The sequence below is a fragment of the Nocardioides immobilis genome, from assembly GCF_003515065.1.
Taxonomy (GTDB): Bacteria; Actinomycetota; Actinomycetes; order Propionibacteriales; family Nocardioidaceae; genus Nocardioides; species Nocardioides immobilis.
The window spans coordinates 31,085-47,064 of sequence record NZ_QXGH01000039.1 but is presented as its reverse complement, the minus strand read 5'-3'; the positions used below and the strand labels follow the sequence as shown (position 1 = coordinate 47,064).

The 15,980-nt window shown below is 69.9% G+C and carries 19 protein-coding genes; 14 read left to right on the top strand and 5 right to left on the bottom strand.

Annotated features, from left to right (window positions below):
• Positions 1-168: 168 nt before the first annotated feature.
• Positions 169-294, top strand: a complete 126-nt coding sequence (locus tag D0Z08_RS33530; RefSeq protein WP_281271784.1) for a hypothetical protein — start codon at positions 169-171, stop codon at positions 292-294.
• A 13-nt stretch (positions 295-307) separates the two neighbouring features.
• Here the strand turns inward: D0Z08_RS33530 and D0Z08_RS27600 are convergent, their stop codons facing one another.
• Positions 308-1,666: a helix-turn-helix domain-containing protein gene (locus D0Z08_RS27600; RefSeq protein WP_182481515.1), complete on the bottom strand. Its 1,359-nt coding sequence runs from the start codon at positions 1,664-1,666 to the stop codon at positions 308-310.
• Between the two features lie 186 nt (positions 1,667-1,852).
• Here D0Z08_RS27600 and D0Z08_RS33525 point away from each other — a divergent pair, with 186 nt between their 5' ends.
• Genes D0Z08_RS33525 through D0Z08_RS27580 form a run of 4 tightly spaced genes read left to right on the top strand, consistent with a single transcriptional unit; the run spans position 1,853 to position 5,061 of the window.
• A complete protein-coding gene (locus D0Z08_RS33525) occupies positions 1,853-3,364 on the top strand; it encodes a fatty acid desaturase (RefSeq protein WP_281271783.1) in 1,512 nt (503 codons plus the stop codon).
• Between the two features lie 26 nt (positions 3,365-3,390).
• The gene (locus tag D0Z08_RS27590; RefSeq protein WP_118928507.1) at positions 3,391-4,269 is read left to right on the top strand and encodes a Gfo/Idh/MocA family protein; all 879 of its coding nucleotides are present in this window, start codon (positions 3,391-3,393) and stop codon (positions 4,267-4,269) included.
• A gap of 54 nt (positions 4,270-4,323) precedes the next feature.
• Positions 4,324-4,767: a DUF4383 domain-containing protein gene (locus D0Z08_RS27585; protein ID WP_118928506.1), complete on the top strand. Its 444-nt coding sequence runs from the start codon at positions 4,324-4,326 to the stop codon at positions 4,765-4,767.
• Positions 4,768-4,794: 27 nt separating this feature from the next.
• On the top strand, positions 4,795-5,061 hold the full coding sequence (locus tag D0Z08_RS27580; protein WP_118928505.1) for a DUF1876 domain-containing protein: 267 nt from the start codon (positions 4,795-4,797) through the stop codon (positions 5,059-5,061).
• 12 nt (positions 5,062-5,073) lie between these two features.
• Here the strand turns inward: D0Z08_RS27580 and D0Z08_RS27575 are convergent, their stop codons facing one another.
• The gene (locus D0Z08_RS27575) at positions 5,074-6,117 is read right to left on the bottom strand and encodes an NAD-dependent epimerase/dehydratase family protein (protein WP_118928504.1); all 1,044 of its coding nucleotides are present in this window, start codon (positions 6,115-6,117) and stop codon (positions 5,074-5,076) included.
• Between the two features lie 36 nt (positions 6,118-6,153).
• Complete coding sequence (locus D0Z08_RS27570; protein WP_118928503.1) at positions 6,154-6,834, bottom strand: helix-turn-helix transcriptional regulator; 681 nt, start codon at positions 6,832-6,834, stop codon at positions 6,154-6,156.
• An 88-nt stretch (positions 6,835-6,922) separates the two neighbouring features.
• Between D0Z08_RS27570 and D0Z08_RS27565 the strand changes: the two genes are divergently transcribed.
• Both D0Z08_RS27565 and D0Z08_RS27560 read left to right on the top strand, forming a co-directional pair.
• A complete protein-coding gene (locus tag D0Z08_RS27565) occupies positions 6,923-7,348 on the top strand; it encodes a hypothetical protein (RefSeq protein WP_118928502.1) in 426 nt (141 codons plus the stop codon).
• Between the two features lie 159 nt (positions 7,349-7,507).
• Positions 7,508-7,738, top strand: a complete 231-nt coding sequence (locus tag D0Z08_RS27560) for a hypothetical protein (protein ID WP_147381555.1) — start codon at positions 7,508-7,510, stop codon at positions 7,736-7,738.
• Here the strand turns inward: D0Z08_RS27560 and D0Z08_RS27555 are convergent.
• Positions 7,731-8,180: a pyrimidine dimer DNA glycosylase/endonuclease V gene (locus tag D0Z08_RS27555; RefSeq protein ID WP_118928500.1), complete on the bottom strand. Its 450-nt coding sequence runs from the start codon at positions 8,178-8,180 to the stop codon at positions 7,731-7,733. The two genes, D0Z08_RS27560 and D0Z08_RS27555, sit on opposite strands and share 8 nt — an antisense overlap.
• 135 nt (positions 8,181-8,315) lie before the next feature.
• On the opposite strand from D0Z08_RS27555, the gene D0Z08_RS27550 reads away from it, so the two are divergent.
• The 6 genes from D0Z08_RS27550 to D0Z08_RS27525 all read left to right on the top strand — a co-directional run bounded on the left by D0Z08_RS27550 (position 8,316) and on the right by D0Z08_RS27525 (position 13,293).
• Positions 8,316-9,611, top strand: coding sequence for a Fic family protein (locus tag D0Z08_RS27550; protein WP_118928499.1), 1,296 nt, complete (start codon positions 8,316-8,318; stop codon positions 9,609-9,611).
• Between the two features lie 77 nt (positions 9,612-9,688).
• Entirely contained in the window at positions 9,689-11,002 is a 1,314-nt protein-coding gene (locus D0Z08_RS27545) for a hypothetical protein (protein WP_118928498.1), read from the top strand.
• The gene (locus tag D0Z08_RS27540; RefSeq protein ID WP_118928497.1) at positions 10,995-11,510 is read left to right on the top strand and encodes a SigE family RNA polymerase sigma factor; all 516 of its coding nucleotides are present in this window, start codon (positions 10,995-10,997) and stop codon (positions 11,508-11,510) included. Before D0Z08_RS27545 ends, D0Z08_RS27540 begins: the two co-directional genes overlap by 8 nt.
• Positions 11,511-11,558: 48 nt before the next feature.
• Positions 11,559-12,143, top strand: coding sequence for a DUF6529 family protein (locus tag D0Z08_RS27535; RefSeq protein WP_147381554.1), 585 nt, complete (start codon positions 11,559-11,561; stop codon positions 12,141-12,143).
• A gap of 91 nt (positions 12,144-12,234) precedes the next feature.
• Complete coding sequence (locus tag D0Z08_RS27530; RefSeq protein WP_147381553.1) at positions 12,235-12,468, top strand: hypothetical protein; 234 nt, start codon at positions 12,235-12,237, stop codon at positions 12,466-12,468.
• 12 nt (positions 12,469-12,480) lie between these two features.
• Positions 12,481-13,293, top strand: a complete 813-nt coding sequence (locus tag D0Z08_RS27525) for an isocitrate lyase/PEP mutase family protein (RefSeq protein ID WP_118928494.1) — start codon at positions 12,481-12,483, stop codon at positions 13,291-13,293.
• An 18-nt stretch (positions 13,294-13,311) separates the two neighbouring features.
• Here the strand turns inward: D0Z08_RS27525 and D0Z08_RS27520 are convergent, their stop codons facing one another.
• Complete coding sequence (locus D0Z08_RS27520; protein WP_147381552.1) at positions 13,312-14,358, bottom strand: AraC family transcriptional regulator; 1,047 nt, start codon at positions 14,356-14,358, stop codon at positions 13,312-13,314.
• Between the two features lie 248 nt (positions 14,359-14,606).
• Between D0Z08_RS27520 and D0Z08_RS27515 the strand changes: the two genes are divergently transcribed.
• Positions 14,607-15,935, top strand: a complete 1,329-nt coding sequence (locus tag D0Z08_RS27515; protein WP_118928492.1) for an adenylate/guanylate cyclase domain-containing protein — start codon at positions 14,607-14,609, stop codon at positions 15,933-15,935.
• Positions 15,936-15,980: the final 45 nt, after the last annotated feature.

Here is a 15,980-nt window from a genome sequence, read left to right as displayed (position 1 = left end):
GCCTGTGGGGGGAGCACTTGCGACGACCACCGGGACCGTTCTGAGTTCCGATGACGGAAACGCTAGCACAGATTTGACTTGCCAATGTGACCGAATGTGACAGAGTTTGTCCAGAGTTCGAAAATCTTCGAACTCGGACCTCATCGCTCCAAGCAGGGGGAGAGATTCATGAACAAGACGTTCAAGCTCGCGATCGCAGGCCTCGTTGCGGCACTGGCCACCACCGTCGGGATGGCCGCACCGGCTGACGCCAAGGCGCCCGCTCCCGTTCAGAAGACCTGGGTCTGCTGCTGACACCTCGCCGGCTTCATAGTCGAGCCGGTATCTGGCGCGCCGCGCGACGGCGTGACGTCAAGCCTGTGGTGGCTGCTGCGTTCCGGTAGGCCTCGCGGGCTCTATCGAGGTCTCCTGCCTCTTCCATCAGATCAGCGAGCTCGAACCACATCTGAGCGACGGATCTGTCGGCCCCTGCTGCCGTCAGGACGTGCATCGACTCGACGTACGCCGCATGGGCTTCGGTAGGACGATTCAGTGCGGCCAACGCCTGGCCGCGCACCACCAACGCCTCCGCATGAGCGTTGACCGCGCGGTGGCTGACCGACTCCTGTGCCACGACCACCATCTCGAGCGCCCGCGCCGGCTCGCCTGCCAGCAGGTGCGATTGCGCGATGCGGATGTCGGCGAGCGCGATGTCGATCTCGCTGGCGCTCGAGTTGGTCATCTCTTCGCGTGCTCGGCAGAGGTTGTCGCGTGCCTCGTCGATCTCCGGTGGGTCCATCTGCAGCTGGAGCTCGCCGAGCTGTGCCCGCAGCCGCGCGAGGTTGCGGCTGTCGTTGCCCTCGGTGAGGAGGGCGAGCGCCCGCGAAGCGAGTGGAGCGGCCGTCGCGATGTCGCCTCGCTCGGCTGCCACGAGACTCGCGTTCCAGTAGGCGCCCGCGCGGGCGTGGGACGACGACAACTCATCTGCGCGGCGGATGGCTTCGGTGCAGATTCGGGACGCTTTGTGCAGGTCACCCCGGATGATGTGCGCGCCAGCGATGTTGACGGCGAACTGGACGGCTTCGTCTGTCTGGCCGAGACCCGCCTCGTTGATGCGAACCTCGAGTCGGTCGCCGACCTCGATCGCGAGAGAGAGATCCCCCGTGTCCCGGTAACAGCGGCTGAGCGCGATTCCGGCAGCGATGATCATCGGTCCGGAGGCGCTCTCGACCAGCTCTTCGAGCTGGATGATCGCGGCATCGAGGTCGCCGTTCGACTCCAGGGCGCGGGCGTACAGGTAGCGCCCGCGGCAAGCGAGCTCGTCCAGGGACGACTGGAGGGCGAGCGAGAGGAACTTCTGGGCCTGACGCTCGGCATCGGTGCCTTCGCCGGACTCGAGCGCGAGCTCGGCGTAGTCGAGGCCGAGCCGGATCTCGTCGTACTGGGTCGCGGTGACGCCCTGGAGCAGCTGCTCGATCGGGGTGCCGAGGCGGGAGGCAAGACTGGTCAACACCGAGAGGTTGGGTCGGCGGGATCCGCTCTCGATCCGCGAGACGTAGCCGACGGAGATCTCCTTGCCCGCCAGGTCGGACTGCGTCCAGCCCTTCGCGACCCGTGCGGCGCGCACGCGCGAACCCAGCGCCGTCAGGTCGACGGCGTGCAGGAGTTCCACATTGCTCGCATGCATGTGACTCATTGTGACCCACAAGGGGCGATTTCGGTCAAAGTCACCTCCTGGTGACTTATCCGAACTCGAAATTTGACCTTTTTGACAAATCATCCCCACTTGTCAACCTGCTTTACAAAAGGTAGCCTCATGTCAAGTTCGACGACATGGCCGCAACGAGCGGCCCGCGAAGGAGGCGACGAGTCGATGACGACTTCGAGCATGGAACAGACGGTCTCGACCAGCACGTCCGACTGGAAGGACAAGAAGCGCTACCTGTGGCTGCTCGGTCTGGTAGTGCCGAGCATCGCGTTCCTCGCGTTCGCCGGCTACACGCTGCTCGGGTGGAGTGCGGCGCTCTGGCTGGGGCCGATCCTGGTCTTCGTCATCATCCCGATCCTCGACGTCACGATCGGCCTCGACTCCGAGAACCCGCCGGACGACCTGATCGAGGCGCTCGAGAACGACAAGTACTACCGCTGGATCACCTACGTGTACCTGCCGATCCAGTACCTCGGCCTGTTCGCCGCGATGGCGATGATCGCCGGGATCAACCCGCTGACGTGGACCGCTGACCTGGTCGGCACGACTGGCTGGATCGCCGACACGGTCAGCCCGAAGCTGGTCGCCGACCTCGACCTGTCGCTGGTCGACAAGATCGGCCTCGCGCTGTCGATCGGCTGCATCGCCGGCATCGGCATCAACACCGCCCACGAGCTGGGCCACAAGCGCGAGGCCAACGAGCGCTGGCTGTCCAAGATCGCGCTCGCGCAGAGCTTCTACGGCCACTTCTACATCGAGCACAACCGCGGCCACCACGTCCGGGTCGCGACGCCGGAGGACCCGGCTTCCTCCCGGCTGGGTGAGAACTTCTACCAGTTCTGGCCGCGCACGGTCGCGGGCTCGCTGCGGAGTGCTTGGGAGCTCGAGTCCAAGCGCTACCGCCGCAAGGACACCCACCCGTTCCACCTCGGCAACGACGTGCTCAACGCCTGGCTGATGTCGGTCGTGCTGTTCGGCGGTCTGATCGCGATCTTCGGGTGGGGGATCGCGCCGTACCTCCTGCTGCAGGCGGTCGTCGGCTTCTCCCTGCTCGAGGTGGTCAACTTCCTGGAGCACTACGGCATGCTGCGGCAGAAGGTCGGCCCGGAGGGCAAGCAGCGCTACGAGCGGGTCAACCCGTCGCACTCGTGGAACAGCAACAACATCGTCACGAACGTGTTCCTCTACCACCTGCAGCGGCACAGCGACCACCACGCGAACCCCACTCGTCGCTACCAGACGCTGCGCGCCTTCGACGAGTCGCCGACCCTGCCGATGGGCTACGCCGGCTGCATCGTGATGGCCCTGGTCCCGCCGCTGTGGCGCGGGGTCATGGACAAGAAGGTCGTGGCGCACCTGGGCGGCGACGTGACGCTGGCCAACATCCAGCCGCGCAAGCAGGCGAAGTACTACGCCCGGTACGGCGCGGTCGAGCACGAGCTCTCGATCGCCGACGACGTCACCGTGCAGGACTTCCAGACCGAGGTCCTGGCCGCCAAGTGCCCCGGCTGCTCCTACGTCTACGAGGTCGCGGCGGGCGACGAGCACGAGGGCTTCGCCGCTGGTACGGCGTGGAACGAGATCCCCGACGACTGGTGCTGCCCCGACTGCGGCGTGCGCGAGAAGGTCGACTTCGTCCCGGTCGACGCCGAGAGCCTGGAGGTCCGCACCGGCTGACGCCGGCAGTGCGCCAGAGTGGGCGCATGCGATTCGGACTGATCGGCACCGGGCCGTGGGCACAACGTGTCCACGGCCCGGCTCTTGCCGCCGCACCAGGCATCGAGCTCGCGGGCGTCTGGGGGCGGTCGGAGGACCGTTCGTCAGCGCTCGCGACCGCCCTCGACGCCCGCCCGTACGCCGATCTCGACGCGCTCGTCGCGGACGTGGACGCGATCGCGTTCGCCGTACCGCCGGACGTCCAGGCCGAGCTGGCGCTCGGGGTCGCGGCGGCCGGTCGGCACCTGCTGCTCGAGAAGCCGGTCGCGACCGATCCCGCGCGAGCGCGGGCGGTCCGGGACGCCGTCGCCGCGGCCGGCGTCGCCTCGGTGGTGTTCTTCACCGACCGGTTCATCGAGGCGCAGCGCGCGTGGTTCGCCGAGGTCCAGGAGAGCGGTGGCTGGCGCGGCGGCTGGCTCCGCTGGCTCAGCGCGCTGCAGGTGGAGGGGAACCCCTTCGGTGCTTCGCCGTGGCGCCGCGAGCAGGGGGCACTCTGGGACATCGGCCCCCACGCGATCTCGACGCTGACGGCCGCTCTCGGCCCGATCGAGACCGTCCGGGCCGCCGGGGGAGAGCTCGACCTGGTGGTGCTGACGTTCGGCCACGCGTCCGGCGCCACGAGTACGGCGACGCTCTCCGCGTTCGCGCCCCCCGCGGCGATCGGGTTCGACGCCGCGGTGTGGGGCGAGCACGGGGTGCTCCCGATGCCGGCCCGTCCCGAGGGCATGGCCGTCGAGGCGTTCCGTACGGCGGCGCAGGAGCTGGTCGCGTCGGCGGAGTCCGGCGATGGTCACCCGCTCGACGTCGAGTTCGGTGTCCACGTCGTCGAGCTCCTCGCCGATGCCGCGGAGCAGATCGCTCGGTAAAGGCGCGGGCCGTCGTACCCGTCTCGGAGTACCCGCGGCGGGTACCGGATCCCCATGACCCATGACGTAGGGGTCGCACCTGCGACCCTCCTTCAGAAGGCCGCGCTCGTGGTGGCGGCCGTGTTCGTGCTCGTCGGCGTCCTCGGGTTCATCCCCGGCGTGACGACCGACTACGACCAGATGGAGCTGGCTGGTCACAAGTCCGGAGCCGAGCTGCTCGGTGTCTTCGGAGTCTCGGTGCTCCACAACGTGGTGCACCTCCTGTTCGGACTGGTCGGGCTGGCGCTGGCCCGCTCGTGGGCAGGAGCCCGCGCCTTCCTCCTCGGTGGTGGTGCGATCTACCTCGTCCTCGCGCTGTACGGCGTCCTGGTCGACCGGCACGAGAAGGCGAACTTCGTCCCCCTCAACGACGCCGACAACTGGCTGCACCTCGTCCTCGGAGCCGCGATGATCGTGCTCGGCGTGGTCCTCGGAGGACGCGCTCGGCACGCGCACTGATCCGCCACTCGGGAGGAGATGATCCCCATGGCCACCAAGACCTGGACCGTCCAGGTGAACATCGAGGAGATGGGAGACGACACCGTCGCTGACGCCACTGTGAGCATCGACGGCACGGAGGTGCACGGCCAGGGCCGGAGCCGCCGCAACCCGCAGGACGAGACGGTGCCGAGGATCGGCGACGAGCTGGCGGCTGCCCGGGCGCTCTCCGAGCTCGCCGACGAGCTGCTCTCCACCGCCGCCGGCGACATCGAGGCGAGAACGCACCAGCCGGTGCGCTCACTCGCGCTGTAGGAGTCACCCAGGTCAGGGCCGGGCGCCTATCCCGGTCCTGATCTCGTGGCTGCGGAACCGACCGCTGGTGCTGGGCGCGAGCGGCGGGTTGGGCCCGCCCTCCGCCGACCGGAAGCCTTCCCACAGCGCCTTGAACGTCGCATGGGCGTCGCGTTCCGGCTGCCAGCCCAGCTCGTCGCGCGCGCGGTCGGTCTTCATCACCGGGATCTGTGCGAGCAGGTCGAAGAGGCCGGGTGCCGCGGGCACGATCCGAGCGCGCCAGGCCGCGGCAACGGCGCCGCGGGTGAGACGTCGCGGCACCCGGACCACCGGGCGGCCGAGCAGGTGTCCGATCGCCCCGATGTCCAGGGTGGGGTCGGTCGCGATGTTGAACGCGCCCTTCACGTCCCGGACCAGCGCCAGCCGGTACGCCTCGGCCACGTCATCGGTGTGCACCACCTGGAGCGTAACCCCGGGGTCCGGTAGGACCGGCGGTCCCACCGTCGCGAGCAGCTTCGTCGGCGCGAACGGTCCGACGAACAGCCGTCGCTGCTGCACCGACGCCTCGCGGCGGAAGATGAATCCGGGCCGCAGCCGGACCACGCGGGTCGTCGGGTGCCGTGCCTCGTAGGCGTCGAGCAGCCGCTCGACGTACGCCTTCTCCCGGCTGTACGCGGCTGTCGGGATGCCGTGCGTCGGCCATGACTCGTCGACGGGATGTCCCGGTCCGGGGCTGTACGCGCCCACGGAGGACGCCTGAACGAAGGTCCGGACGTTCGCGTCGGAGACCGCCTGCAGCAGTCGCGCAGTGCCCTCGACGTTCGCCCGCCACGTCGTGGCAGGGTCGCGGGTCGGCTGGAACAACCACGCGAGGTGGATCACGGCGTCCGCGCCCCGGAGGAGCTCCCGCGGGAATCCCTCAGCGAGGTCGGCCGCGTGCCACTCGACGTCATGGGGCAGGCTCGTGGGCGTGCGTCGCGAGACGCCGACGACCCGGGCGATGCCGGGATCGTCGGCGAGCCGCTCGACCAGGCGCGACCCGACGTTCCCCGTCGCTCCGGTGACGACCACGTGCATGGTCGGACAGTGCCCGGATCTGCGAGGAGCAGACGGTCAGGAGCCCCCCTCCGCGGTGCGGACCCGCACGCAGCACTGGCCTTCCTGCGGTTCCAGGCAGGCGGCCACGCCGCCGCCGAGTCCGTCGCCGACGCCCTGGACGAACGACCGGTTGAGGCCGCAGACCAGCTCGGTGTGCTTCTCGGCCAACGTGTCGAAGGGACAGTTGGCGAGATCGACCCGGTCGTCGTCGAGGCGCGGCTCGTAGCCGAGCGACGCCAGCACCTGTGCCACCCCCTCGAGTCGGGGGAGCGCGGCCGCATCGGCGGCGCCGGCGATCTCCGCGCCCCGCTCGTGAGCCGTCTCGTCGAGGGCGGCGTCGAGCGGCTGGCCGGCCCGCGCCCGGACCACCGCGCTGGCGAGGATGTCGCCGACGACGTCGTACTGGCGCGGTGGGAGGGAGACGGCGAGCTCGCGGTCCGCCCGTCGGTAGAGCTTGCTCGGTCGTCCGGCGCCCGGGCCGGTGCGGCCGGTCAGCCGCCGGTTCTCCACGTCGAGGAGGCCCTCGGTGACGAGCTTGTCGAGGTGGAAGTACGCCGTGTGCGGCGCGATGTCCAGCGCCTCGCTGGCCTGGTCGCGGGTCACGGGCCCGGTCTGCGCGGCGACGTACTCGTACAGGCGGCGTCGCGTGTCGTCGGCAAGGGTGCCGATGCGGCTCGCCTGGTCGCGCAGGTCCATGGCCGAAGTCTAAATCAGAAGATCCTTGACACAAGAGCGTGGGCGAGGTCTAAATTCGAAGAAAGCACAAACTAGAAAGGACGTCGTCATGACCGACACCGCCTCCTCGCAGCACGACACCGCCCCCACCTCGCCCGACGTGGGCGCGGACCGCGCCTTCCTCCTGCTCCGCACCGTCTTCACGATCGCGCCGATCGCGTTCGGCCTCGACAAGTTCGCCGAGCTGCTGACCGACTGGGAGCAGTACCTCGCGCCCTGGATCAACGACCTCGTGCCCGGGTCGGCCCACGACGCGATGCTCGCGGTCGGCGTGATCGAGGTCGCCGCCGGAGTGGTGGTCGCCGTCGCTCCCCGGTACGGCGCCGTCCTCGTCGCCGCCTGGCTCGGCGGCATCATCCTCAACCTGGTGACGATGTGTGAGTTCCTCGACATCGCCCTGCGCGACTTCGGCCTGCTGGTCGGGGCGTTGGCCCTCGCGAGCCTCGCCTGGTCACGGCGGCGCAGCGTGGGCTGACCGGCCGCCGCTCGTCCTGTCGAGTCCATCCAGCGGGTGCGGACCGGGGAGACCGGCGCCTCCGCGATCTAGTGCCGGGTCCGAGCGGTCGACCCCTTGAACAATTACTACGGGTGTGTAGTATTTGCGGGACGCCGACCCAAACAGACCGGGGGAGACATGACCGCTGTGGAGACCGAGCGGAAGCCGATGACCGTTTCGGAGTGGCTGGGCGCCACCGTGATGATCGGGGCCGTCTGGATCCTGATCGGCCTGTTCTGGGCCGACGGCCATGCCAATCTGAACGAGGTCTTCGGTACCGAGAAGCCGATCACCTACGCACTGCACGTGGCCCTGTGGCCGGTCCTGATCTTCACCGACCTCGACGTCTTCGGGCTGCATCTCACCTGACGCCGGCGCTGGTGTTGCGCTCCCATGTCGCGACGGGGCCGTCGACCGGCGTGAAGGACGGATGCGCCGCCGGGCGTTCGATGGCCTCCCAGCGCGCGAGCACCTCGGGGTTCCGTACGGCGAGCTTGGACCGGAGCCACGCCCACTCCAGGTCGAGCTGCCCGGTCGTGACCTCGATCGTCGCGACCGTCGTCGGTGGCCGGTCGACCCTGCTGCGGTCGTACCGGTAGCCCCGCACGTCCGCCTCGTCGGCGACGCCGTGCAGGTAGCCGCAGATTGCCCCGATCGGGTCCGCGTGGGCGCGGAACCGCTCGAGCTGGGGGTGAGCCTGGTAGCCCCGGGTCCGGCCCGCCAGCACTGCCTGCGCCAGCAGCGTCTCGCGCCAGCACGCCGTCAGTCCCTGGCGGTCCAGGTAGCGCGGGTGCAGGCTCCAGATCCGCATCCGCCGAACCTAGCTGGCGGCAGACCGCGGTCTGGACAGCGGGCGATTGCACTTTTCCTTACGTCGGACCCATATCTATCAAAGTTTGGATATCTATCCTTTGATAGAGTTCGTCTCGATGAAAGGAAAGCGCTGATGGCCACGTGGGAGGAAGCGCACTGGGAGTCGAGCGCCGACTCAGGCGTGCCGCGCGCGGCTCAGCGCTCCGGAACCTACGCGCGTTACCTACCCGACACGATTGACGGTGTCGCCCTCGCCGTCGACGGCGACCTTTCCCGCGAGGTCACGGCAGTCGAACGGAGCGTCCGGGCGCTCAACGGTTCGGGCTCCGAGAGCCTGGCTGGCATCGCCCGGTTCCTGCTGCGTTCCGAAGCCATCGCCAGCTCCCGCATCGAGGGCATCGCGCCGTCCGCCCAGCAGGTTGCGCTGGCGGAGCTCGGTCAGTCCGAGACGGTCAGAGGGATCAGCGAGCAGGCCAAGCTGGTGGCCAACAACATGACGATCGTCCGCCGGTCGACGACCGAGCTCGTCGAAGCTGGGACATTGACGGTGGACCAGATCGTCGAGCTCCACCGGTCGCTCCTCCCGGAACAACCGCGCCACCACGGGCTGAGGAGCGTTCAGAACTGGATCGGCGGCTCCGACTGGACCCCGATCGGCGCCGACTTCGTGCCGCCCGACCCCGCACAGGTTCCGAGGCTGATGGCCGACCTCGTCGACTACATCAACGGCGCCGCCCACGCGCCGCTCATCCAAGCGGCGCTCGTGCATGCCCAGTTCGAGACGATCCACCCGTTCACCGATGGCAACGGCCGAGTCGGGCGCGCGCTCATCCACACCCTGCTCGCCCGCCGCGGCCTCACCGAAAGCGCCGTCCTTCCGATCAGCCTGGTCCTCGCCACACTGAGAGGTCGGTACGTCGACGGGCTGAGCGCCTACCGACACAGCGCGCCTATGTCCTCGAAGGAGGCGAGCAAAGCTGCCAACGCTTGGTTGCAGGTCTTCGTCGAGGCATCGGCACTAGCGGCAGAACAGTCCGCGATGCTGGTGAGGCAGATCGGCGAGCTCCGTGCGGACTGGGCGCAGCGGCTCGCGACGTACCGGGCCTCGATCGGGCTCAGGGCCGCGCCGCGCGCGGACTCCGCGGTCGCCCGGCTGTTGGGCCAGCTACCGGAGGCTCCGGTCGTCACGGCGACAACACTGGCGAAGATCCTCGACGTCTCGTTCCCGGCGGCCAGTGCCGCTCTCGACGAGCTGCGACAAGCCCGCATCGTCACCACGAAGTCGATCGAGCGCGGTGCGACGGCGTACGTCGCGCGCGAGGTCCTCGACCTCATCACCATGTCCGAGCGGGCGTTGGCGAGCACCAGGTTCGACACTCGCGAGGCGCCTCCCAATCGCCCGGTCGCCGCTCGCCCCGACGCCGGGTGAGAAGCACTCGCTCCCTCCACCCCTCCTTCCTGTCCTCTCGAGGCGTGTGAGGGGATGACGAGGAAGAGGAGGATCGGATGAGCACGCTGCAGGACCGGCTCGAGGACCTGGCGACCGCGGCACCCAGCGGGGGCGCGGCGCCCGGCGACCTCTGGGAGCGCGGCGTACGGCGCGGACGCGCCCGCCGGGCAGGCACCGTCGCAACGGTCGCCGCCACCGTCGCCCTCGTCGCCGGCGCGACAGTGGTCCTGGGCAACCCGGACCGCGGCGAGCCGCAACCCGCCGACGTGCCGTTCGAGGAGCTCCACCTGCCCGAGGTGGTCCACGCTCCCGGGACCTGGTCCGACGAAGAGGGCCCGGACGGACCGTTGGCGGCGGTCGGAGTCGCACCGCGGACCACGCCCGAGGGCTTGACCGGAGAGCGGGGAGGCCTCGAGCTGTTCGGGGTGTCCGCGGTGGACGGCCGCTCGCAGTGGCTCGACCTGCCGGGGATCGACGAGGACGACCGTCCGGTGATTGGTTGGTTCGCCCTCTCGCCAGATGGCCGAAAGCTCGCCTGGACCCGGCACTTGCCGGGGCGGCGTCCCGATACCAACGGTCCACTCACGGGGTGGTCGGTCATGGACACCACGACTCGTGAGGTCCTGGAGCTGGCCGACCCCGCCGCACCACGGCTGCAGGAGACGGCGTCGGACCTGGAGTTCTCGGGCGACTCTCGCTATCTGCTCACGAGCTACGAGCAGCGAGGTGGCCCTCGGACACGTGGCCACCAGTTCGTGGCCTGGAATGTGGCGGACGGGACCCCGACCCTGCTGGAGGGGCCCGGTCACTACTGGCTGCCGAACCTCGGCTCAGCGCCGTCGGACGTGGTGTGGTCCCGGAAGCGCATGGTCTACCGGGCCGATCCCGCGACCGGCGCGAGGTCGTCGTACTCCCTGCCGCAGGAGGTGATCACGGCGTCGTGGGCCCCGGACGACCGCGGGTTCGCCTACATCGGGCGAGACGGCGACGTACGAGGCGGTCCTTGGCGTCTGTACGCCGGCCGCACGCTCGCGGGGGCGCGCGATCGGGTGATCCCGGTGGAGGACCTCGATCCTGCCCAGCTGCTGGGCTGGCGGGACACGCGGCATGTCGTCGTCGGACGGTTCCGGTCCACCGTGCACGTGGTCGACATCGTGACCGGTGAGGTGGTCGAGTACCGGATGGGCGGCGAGGGCGACCAGGTCAACTCGCCGAAGCTGGCCGGCGACCTCTGGCGGAACGCGCTGATCACCCCGCCGGAACCCGAGGGGACCTCGGACCCGCGGACGCCGTTCTTATGGGGCGGCGGTGTCGTGGTCGTCGCGCTCGCCGGCGCCTTGATGCTGCGGCGGAGGCGAAGGCGTGCCTGATCCGTCGCGGGCCGGATTCGAGGAGTGGGTCGCTGCCCGGCGACCGGCGCTGCTGCGGACGGCCTACCTGCTCACCGGTGATCCGCACGACGCCGACGACCTGGTGCAGGCGGCTCTCATCAAGGTCGTGCCGCGCTGGGCCAAGGTGGCCGCCGACCCGGAGGCCTACGTCCGCCGCGTGCTCGTGACGACGAACGTCTCCCGGTGGCGCCGCCGGCGGTGGCGCGAGGTGCACGTCGAGGCGATACCGGACCGGGCAGCGGCCGTCCCTGCGACGGACGACCGGCTCGCGCTCCACGACGCGCTGGCACGGCTCGCGCCGCGTCAGCGAGCAGTGATCGTGCTGCGCTACTACGAGGACCTGACGGAACGTGAGACCGCCGCGATCCTGGGCATCGCTGTCGGCACCGTGAAGTCCCAGGCGCGTGACGCGCTCAGCCGGCTCCGCCAGATGCTGCCGGGCCTCGACATCGCCGAGCGCGACGACGCGTTGGAAGGCCGCGCCTGACCCGGTCGGGCCATACCCAACAGGCCGCGACCGGAGCATCCTGAACGGATGGCAGACACCACCGCGCGACACAGCGCGCAGAAGAGAATGGCCGTCCCGTTGGGTGCCTTCGTCGCCGGCGCGGTGGTCGCGTTGCTCGTCGGAGTGTTCAGCAAGGTGCACGACCCGACCCTCGACGGCACGACGACCCTCGGTTTCAAGGACGTCCGCGACATGAAGGTCGCCGTCTCGACGGTGATCGGGGTGCTGGCGGTCGGCCAGGTCGTCGGTGCGCTCTGGCTCTACGGCAAGCTCGGCATCAGGGCACCGTCCTGGCTGGGGATGGCCCACCGCGCCTCCGGGTCGATCGCCCTCCTGCTGGCGGTGTTCGTCGGCTACCACTGCATCTGGGCGTTCGGCTTCCAGACCGGGACCGTGCACGGCTACGAGGTTCCGGTGCGGGGGATCGTCCACGAGGTGCTCGCGTGTGCGGTCTTCGGCGCCGTCGTGGTGAAGGTGGTCGCGGTCCGGTCGAAGCGCGCGCCCGGCTGGTTCCTCCCGGTGGCCGGAGGCCTGCTGTTCGCGCTGCTCATCGTGGTGGTGCTGACCTCGGCCGGCTGGTACCTCGACGCGAAGGGCTGGCCGTCGCGGTAGGACGCAGATCACGCAACCTTCAGCCGATCTGGCGCGTCGAAGTATCAGGAGCGGGGAACGCTCCTCTGTACTGACAGAAGGAGTGATCGCGATGACCGTTTCCCGCGCCAGCATCCCGCTGGTTCTCGCCGTACCGGCCTATCTCACCGGCGTTGCCGTCGGCACCTTCATCGCGACCGCCTGGAACTCCGGCGACGACGCTCGCGGGCTCGTCCGGCTGACCGCGAGGACGCTGCACCGGCCGCCCCGGGACGTCCGGGCGCGGATGGCCGCGGTCGCCGCGCAGAACGCTGCCCTTCACCCCGCACAGTCCGAGGCCGCCTGACACACTGCGGTGATGGACTCGAGCAACGAACGGATCGCTGCCTTCCACCAGCTGCACTCGTCGGGGTGCTTCGTGATGCCGAACCCGTGGGATGCGGGGAGTGCGCGGGCGCTGGAGCTGATGGGGTTCCCGGCGCTGGCGACGACGAGCGCAGGGGCCGCCTGGACCCTCGGCCTGCCGGACAACGCGCTCACGCTGCCGCAGGCTCTCGACCACTTGCGCACGGTGGCCGGCGCGGTGTCGGTGCCGGTCAACGCCGACTTCCAGGGCGGCTTCGCGGTCGAGCCCGAGGGGGTCGGCGAGAACGTGAAGCTGGCCGCCGCGACCGGGATCGCAGGACTCTCGATCGAGGACTCGACCGGCGACGAGGCGGCGCCGCTGTACGACTTCGACCTGGCAGTCGAGCGGGTCCGGGCGGCACGTCAGGCGATCGACGAGAGCGACACCGGCGTCCTGCTCACGGGTCGGTCCGAGGGCTTCGTCGTGGGACGGCCCGACATCGACGAGACGATCCGCCGGTTGCAGGCGTACGACGAGGCGGGTGCGGACTGCTTGTACGCACCGCGGATCGAGTCGATCGAGCACGTCACCGCCATCGTCGAGGCGGTGGCTCCGAAGCCGGTCAACCTGCTGATCAACGCCCCGTTCATCACCGTCGCGGAGGCCGCCGAGCTCGGCGTTCGGCGGATCAGCGTCGGCGGCACCCTCGCCCGCACTGCCTGGGGCGGCTTCCTCGAGGCGGCACGGGAGCTCGCTGACTCCGGCACCGTCTCCCGGTTCGTGGGCCTCCCCAACGTGGACGCGCTCCTCGGTCGCGATCTCTGAGCGCCGGGGAACGGGCGGTCAGGTCGCGGCCGCGGCGACGTACTGCCGTGCGCTGACGCCGTGCCACCGGCGGAACGCCTGGGAGAAGCTGGACACCTCGACGTAGCCGAGGCGCTCCGCGATCTCGGCGATGGTGAGGCTCCCTGAGGAGAGGAACTCCGCGGCGAGCGTGGCCCGGACCTCGTCGACGAGCTTCCGAACGGACGTGTCCTCGTCGGCCAGCCGACGGCGGAGCGTCCGCTCGCTCACGTTGAGCGCGGAGGCGATCTCGGTCGCCGTAGGGACGTCCCGGAGTCGCGCGACGACGAGGTCGCGCACCTGGCCGGCGAGCCCGGGCCTGGTGTGCCGCCGGTCGAGCATCGCCCGGCACTGGGCCTGGGCGAGGGCGGTGGTGTGCTCGTCGGCCTGGGGGAGCCGGGTGTCGACGATGTCGGGGGCGAAGACCACCGTGTTCGCTGGGGCGCCGAACTCCGGGGTGACGCCGAAGACCTCGGTGAACCGGTCCACCGTCCCCGGCTCCGGCACCTGGTTGAACGTCACCCGCAGGAAGCGGGCGTCGCGCCCGAGCACCTCCTGCAGGATCGTCTGGACCGCTGCCATGTCCCGCTGGAGGACGAAGCGCGCGACCTCGTCCGTCTCCGGGGGAGTCCGGAAGGTCATCCGCAGGTCGCCGTGCTCGTCGACGTCTGCGAACGGCGCCGTCAGTGCGTAGGTCAGGTCGATCCACCGCAGGCCGATCTCGACAGCGGCCCGGACGGTCGGCGCGCTGACGAGGGCGAACCCCCAGATGCCGAAGGTCGTGACGTGGAAGCGGCAACCGGCGTCCAGGCCCCAGGTCGCGCCGGCCCCGGCGGCGCCGGCGAGGTTGCGGATCACGGCCGTCTCGGTCTCCGCCGCCACCTCGATGTCGGGATTCTCGAGGTCGGCCAGGGTCACCGTGGTCCCGGCGAGCACGGCCTCCTCGGACAAGCCGCGCTCCATCCCGAGGCGGGCCAAGATGAGCGTCCCCATCGGCGGTCGAGGGGCGCGGGTCTCAGGAGAGGTCGGTCGCTCGACGAGGGTCACCTGGCCGAATCTAGTAACTCTCTGGCCGTCGGTCACCTTTCTGGGCGTCCGCGAGCCGTCCTACGTTCTTTGTAGTCGCCGTCACATTCACCGGGGGTCGAGAACATGCCACGCGTCTACTTGTCGTCCGTCCTCGACGTCGCCCGCTCGTCCGTCACCGGTGTCGTCCGGGTCATCGCGATCCGTCGCTGATCGCGCGGTTCCCCACCTCCGTCTGCGCGGTAGGTTGCGCCCATGGAGGCGCCGCGATGATCACGCAGCCGACGACGCGCTACGCGCGCTCCGGTGATGTCTCGATCGCCTACCAGGTCTTCGGCGACGGTCCCTTGGACATCGTGGTGGTCCCGGGGTTCGTCTCCCATGTCGAGCTGATCTGGGAGGTGCCGACGGCCGTCCACATCCTCGAGCGGCTGGCGTCCTTCTCGCGGGTGATCCTCTTCGACAAGCGGGGGAGCGGGCTGTCGGACCCGGTGGTCGGAGCACCGACGCTCGAGGAGCGGATGGACGATGTCCGCGCGGTCATGGACGCCGCCGGCTCGGATCGCGCCGCGATCTTCGGGCTGTCCGAAGGTGCCCCGATGTCGATCCTCTTCGCGGCGACCTATCCGGAGCAGACCAGCGCGCTGGTCCTGTACGGCGGGATGGCTCGCTCGACCTGGGCGCCGGACTACCCGTGGGCGACGCCGGCGGATGCGCTCATCGAGTCGTCGGAGGCGATGGCGCCGTACCTCTACGAGGGCGCTGTCATCGAGATCATGGCGCCGACGTTCGCTGACGACCCCCGGGTCCGCGCGCTCTACGCGCGGCTGCAGCGGTACGCCGCCTCTCCGGCGATGCTGCAGCAGATGTTCCTCATGTTCCTCGACATCGACGTGCGCGCGGTCCTGCCCACCATCGACGTGCCGACGATCGTGCTGCACCGACGCGGTGACCGAGCCGTCAACTACCAGGCCGCCGTGTGGATGGCCGGCCAGATCCCCGGCGCCCGCTACGTCGAGCTCGAGGGCATCGACCACATGATGTTCGCCGGCGACACCGACGCGCTGGTCGACGAGATCGAGGAGTTCCTCACCGGCGTCCGTCGCGCCACCGAGGTCGACCGGGTGCTCGCCACCGTCATGTTCACCGACATCGTCGACTCCACCCAGCGCGCGTCGGCGATGGGCGATCAGGCCTGGCGGGCCTTGCTGGACGCGCAGAACGACGTGCTCCGTCACGAGCTCGTCCGGCACCGCGGCCGCGAGGTGAAGACCCTCGGCGACGGCATGCTCGCCACGTTCGACGGCCCGGCGCGCGCGATCCGGTGCGCCCGGGCAATGACCGAGGCGGTTCGAGCGCTCGACATCGAGATCCGGGTCGGACTGCACACCGGTGAGGTCGAGCTGGTCGGCGACGACGTCGCCGGGATCGCGGTCCACATCGCCGCCCGCGTGGGCGCCCTCGCCGGCGCGGGTGAGGTCCTGGTCTCCGGCACGGTCAAGGACCTGGTCGCCGGGTCCGGGATCAGCTTCGCCGACCGTGGCGAGCACGTGCTCAAGGGCATCCCGGACCGGTGGCGGATATACGCCGCCGGCTGAGCCCGTTGCCGGAAAACTAGTCCTGAGACGGATTGACCCCCGCCC

Excerpts from the sequence above, each read along its gene's own strand:
- D0Z08_RS27555 (WP_118928500.1), bottom strand. The coding sequence starts at position 8,180 with ATGCGGATCTGGAGCCTGCACCCGCGCTACCTGGACCGCCAGGGACTG.
- D0Z08_RS27525 (WP_118928494.1), top strand. The coding sequence starts at position 12,481 with ATGGACTCGAGCAACGAACGGATCGCTGCCTTCCACCAGCTGCACTCG.
- D0Z08_RS27575 (WP_118928504.1), bottom strand. The coding sequence starts at position 6,117 with ATGCACGTGGTCGTCACCGGAGCGACGGGGAACGTCGGGTCGCGCCTG.
- D0Z08_RS27565 (WP_118928502.1), top strand. The coding sequence starts at position 6,923 with ATGACCGACACCGCCTCCTCGCAGCACGACACCGCCCCCACCTCGCCC.
- D0Z08_RS27550 (WP_118928499.1), top strand. The coding sequence starts at position 8,316 with ATGGCCACGTGGGAGGAAGCGCACTGGGAGTCGAGCGCCGACTCAGGC.
- D0Z08_RS27585 (WP_118928506.1), top strand. The coding sequence starts at position 4,324 with ATGACCCATGACGTAGGGGTCGCACCTGCGACCCTCCTTCAGAAGGCC.
- D0Z08_RS33530 (WP_281271784.1), top strand. The coding sequence starts at position 169 with ATGAACAAGACGTTCAAGCTCGCGATCGCAGGCCTCGTTGCGGCACTG.
- D0Z08_RS27535 (WP_147381554.1), top strand. The coding sequence starts at position 11,559 with ATGGCAGACACCACCGCGCGACACAGCGCGCAGAAGAGAATGGCCGTC.
- D0Z08_RS27530 (WP_147381553.1), top strand. The coding sequence starts at position 12,235 with ATGACCGTTTCCCGCGCCAGCATCCCGCTGGTTCTCGCCGTACCGGCC.
- D0Z08_RS27600 (WP_182481515.1), bottom strand. The coding sequence starts at position 1,666 with ATGCATGCGAGCAATGTGGAACTCCTGCACGCCGTCGACCTGACGGCG.
- D0Z08_RS27545 (WP_118928498.1), top strand. The coding sequence starts at position 9,689 with ATGAGCACGCTGCAGGACCGGCTCGAGGACCTGGCGACCGCGGCACCC.
- D0Z08_RS27515 (WP_118928492.1), top strand. The coding sequence starts at position 14,607 with ATGATCACGCAGCCGACGACGCGCTACGCGCGCTCCGGTGATGTCTCG.
- D0Z08_RS27580 (WP_118928505.1), top strand. The coding sequence starts at position 4,795 with ATGGCCACCAAGACCTGGACCGTCCAGGTGAACATCGAGGAGATGGGA.
- D0Z08_RS27570 (WP_118928503.1), bottom strand. The coding sequence starts at position 6,834 with ATGGACCTGCGCGACCAGGCGAGCCGCATCGGCACCCTTGCCGACGAC.
- D0Z08_RS33525 (WP_281271783.1), top strand. The coding sequence starts at position 1,853 with ATGACGACTTCGAGCATGGAACAGACGGTCTCGACCAGCACGTCCGAC.
- D0Z08_RS27560 (WP_147381555.1), top strand. The coding sequence starts at position 7,508 with ATGACCGCTGTGGAGACCGAGCGGAAGCCGATGACCGTTTCGGAGTGG.
- D0Z08_RS27590 (WP_118928507.1), top strand. The coding sequence starts at position 3,391 with ATGCGATTCGGACTGATCGGCACCGGGCCGTGGGCACAACGTGTCCAC.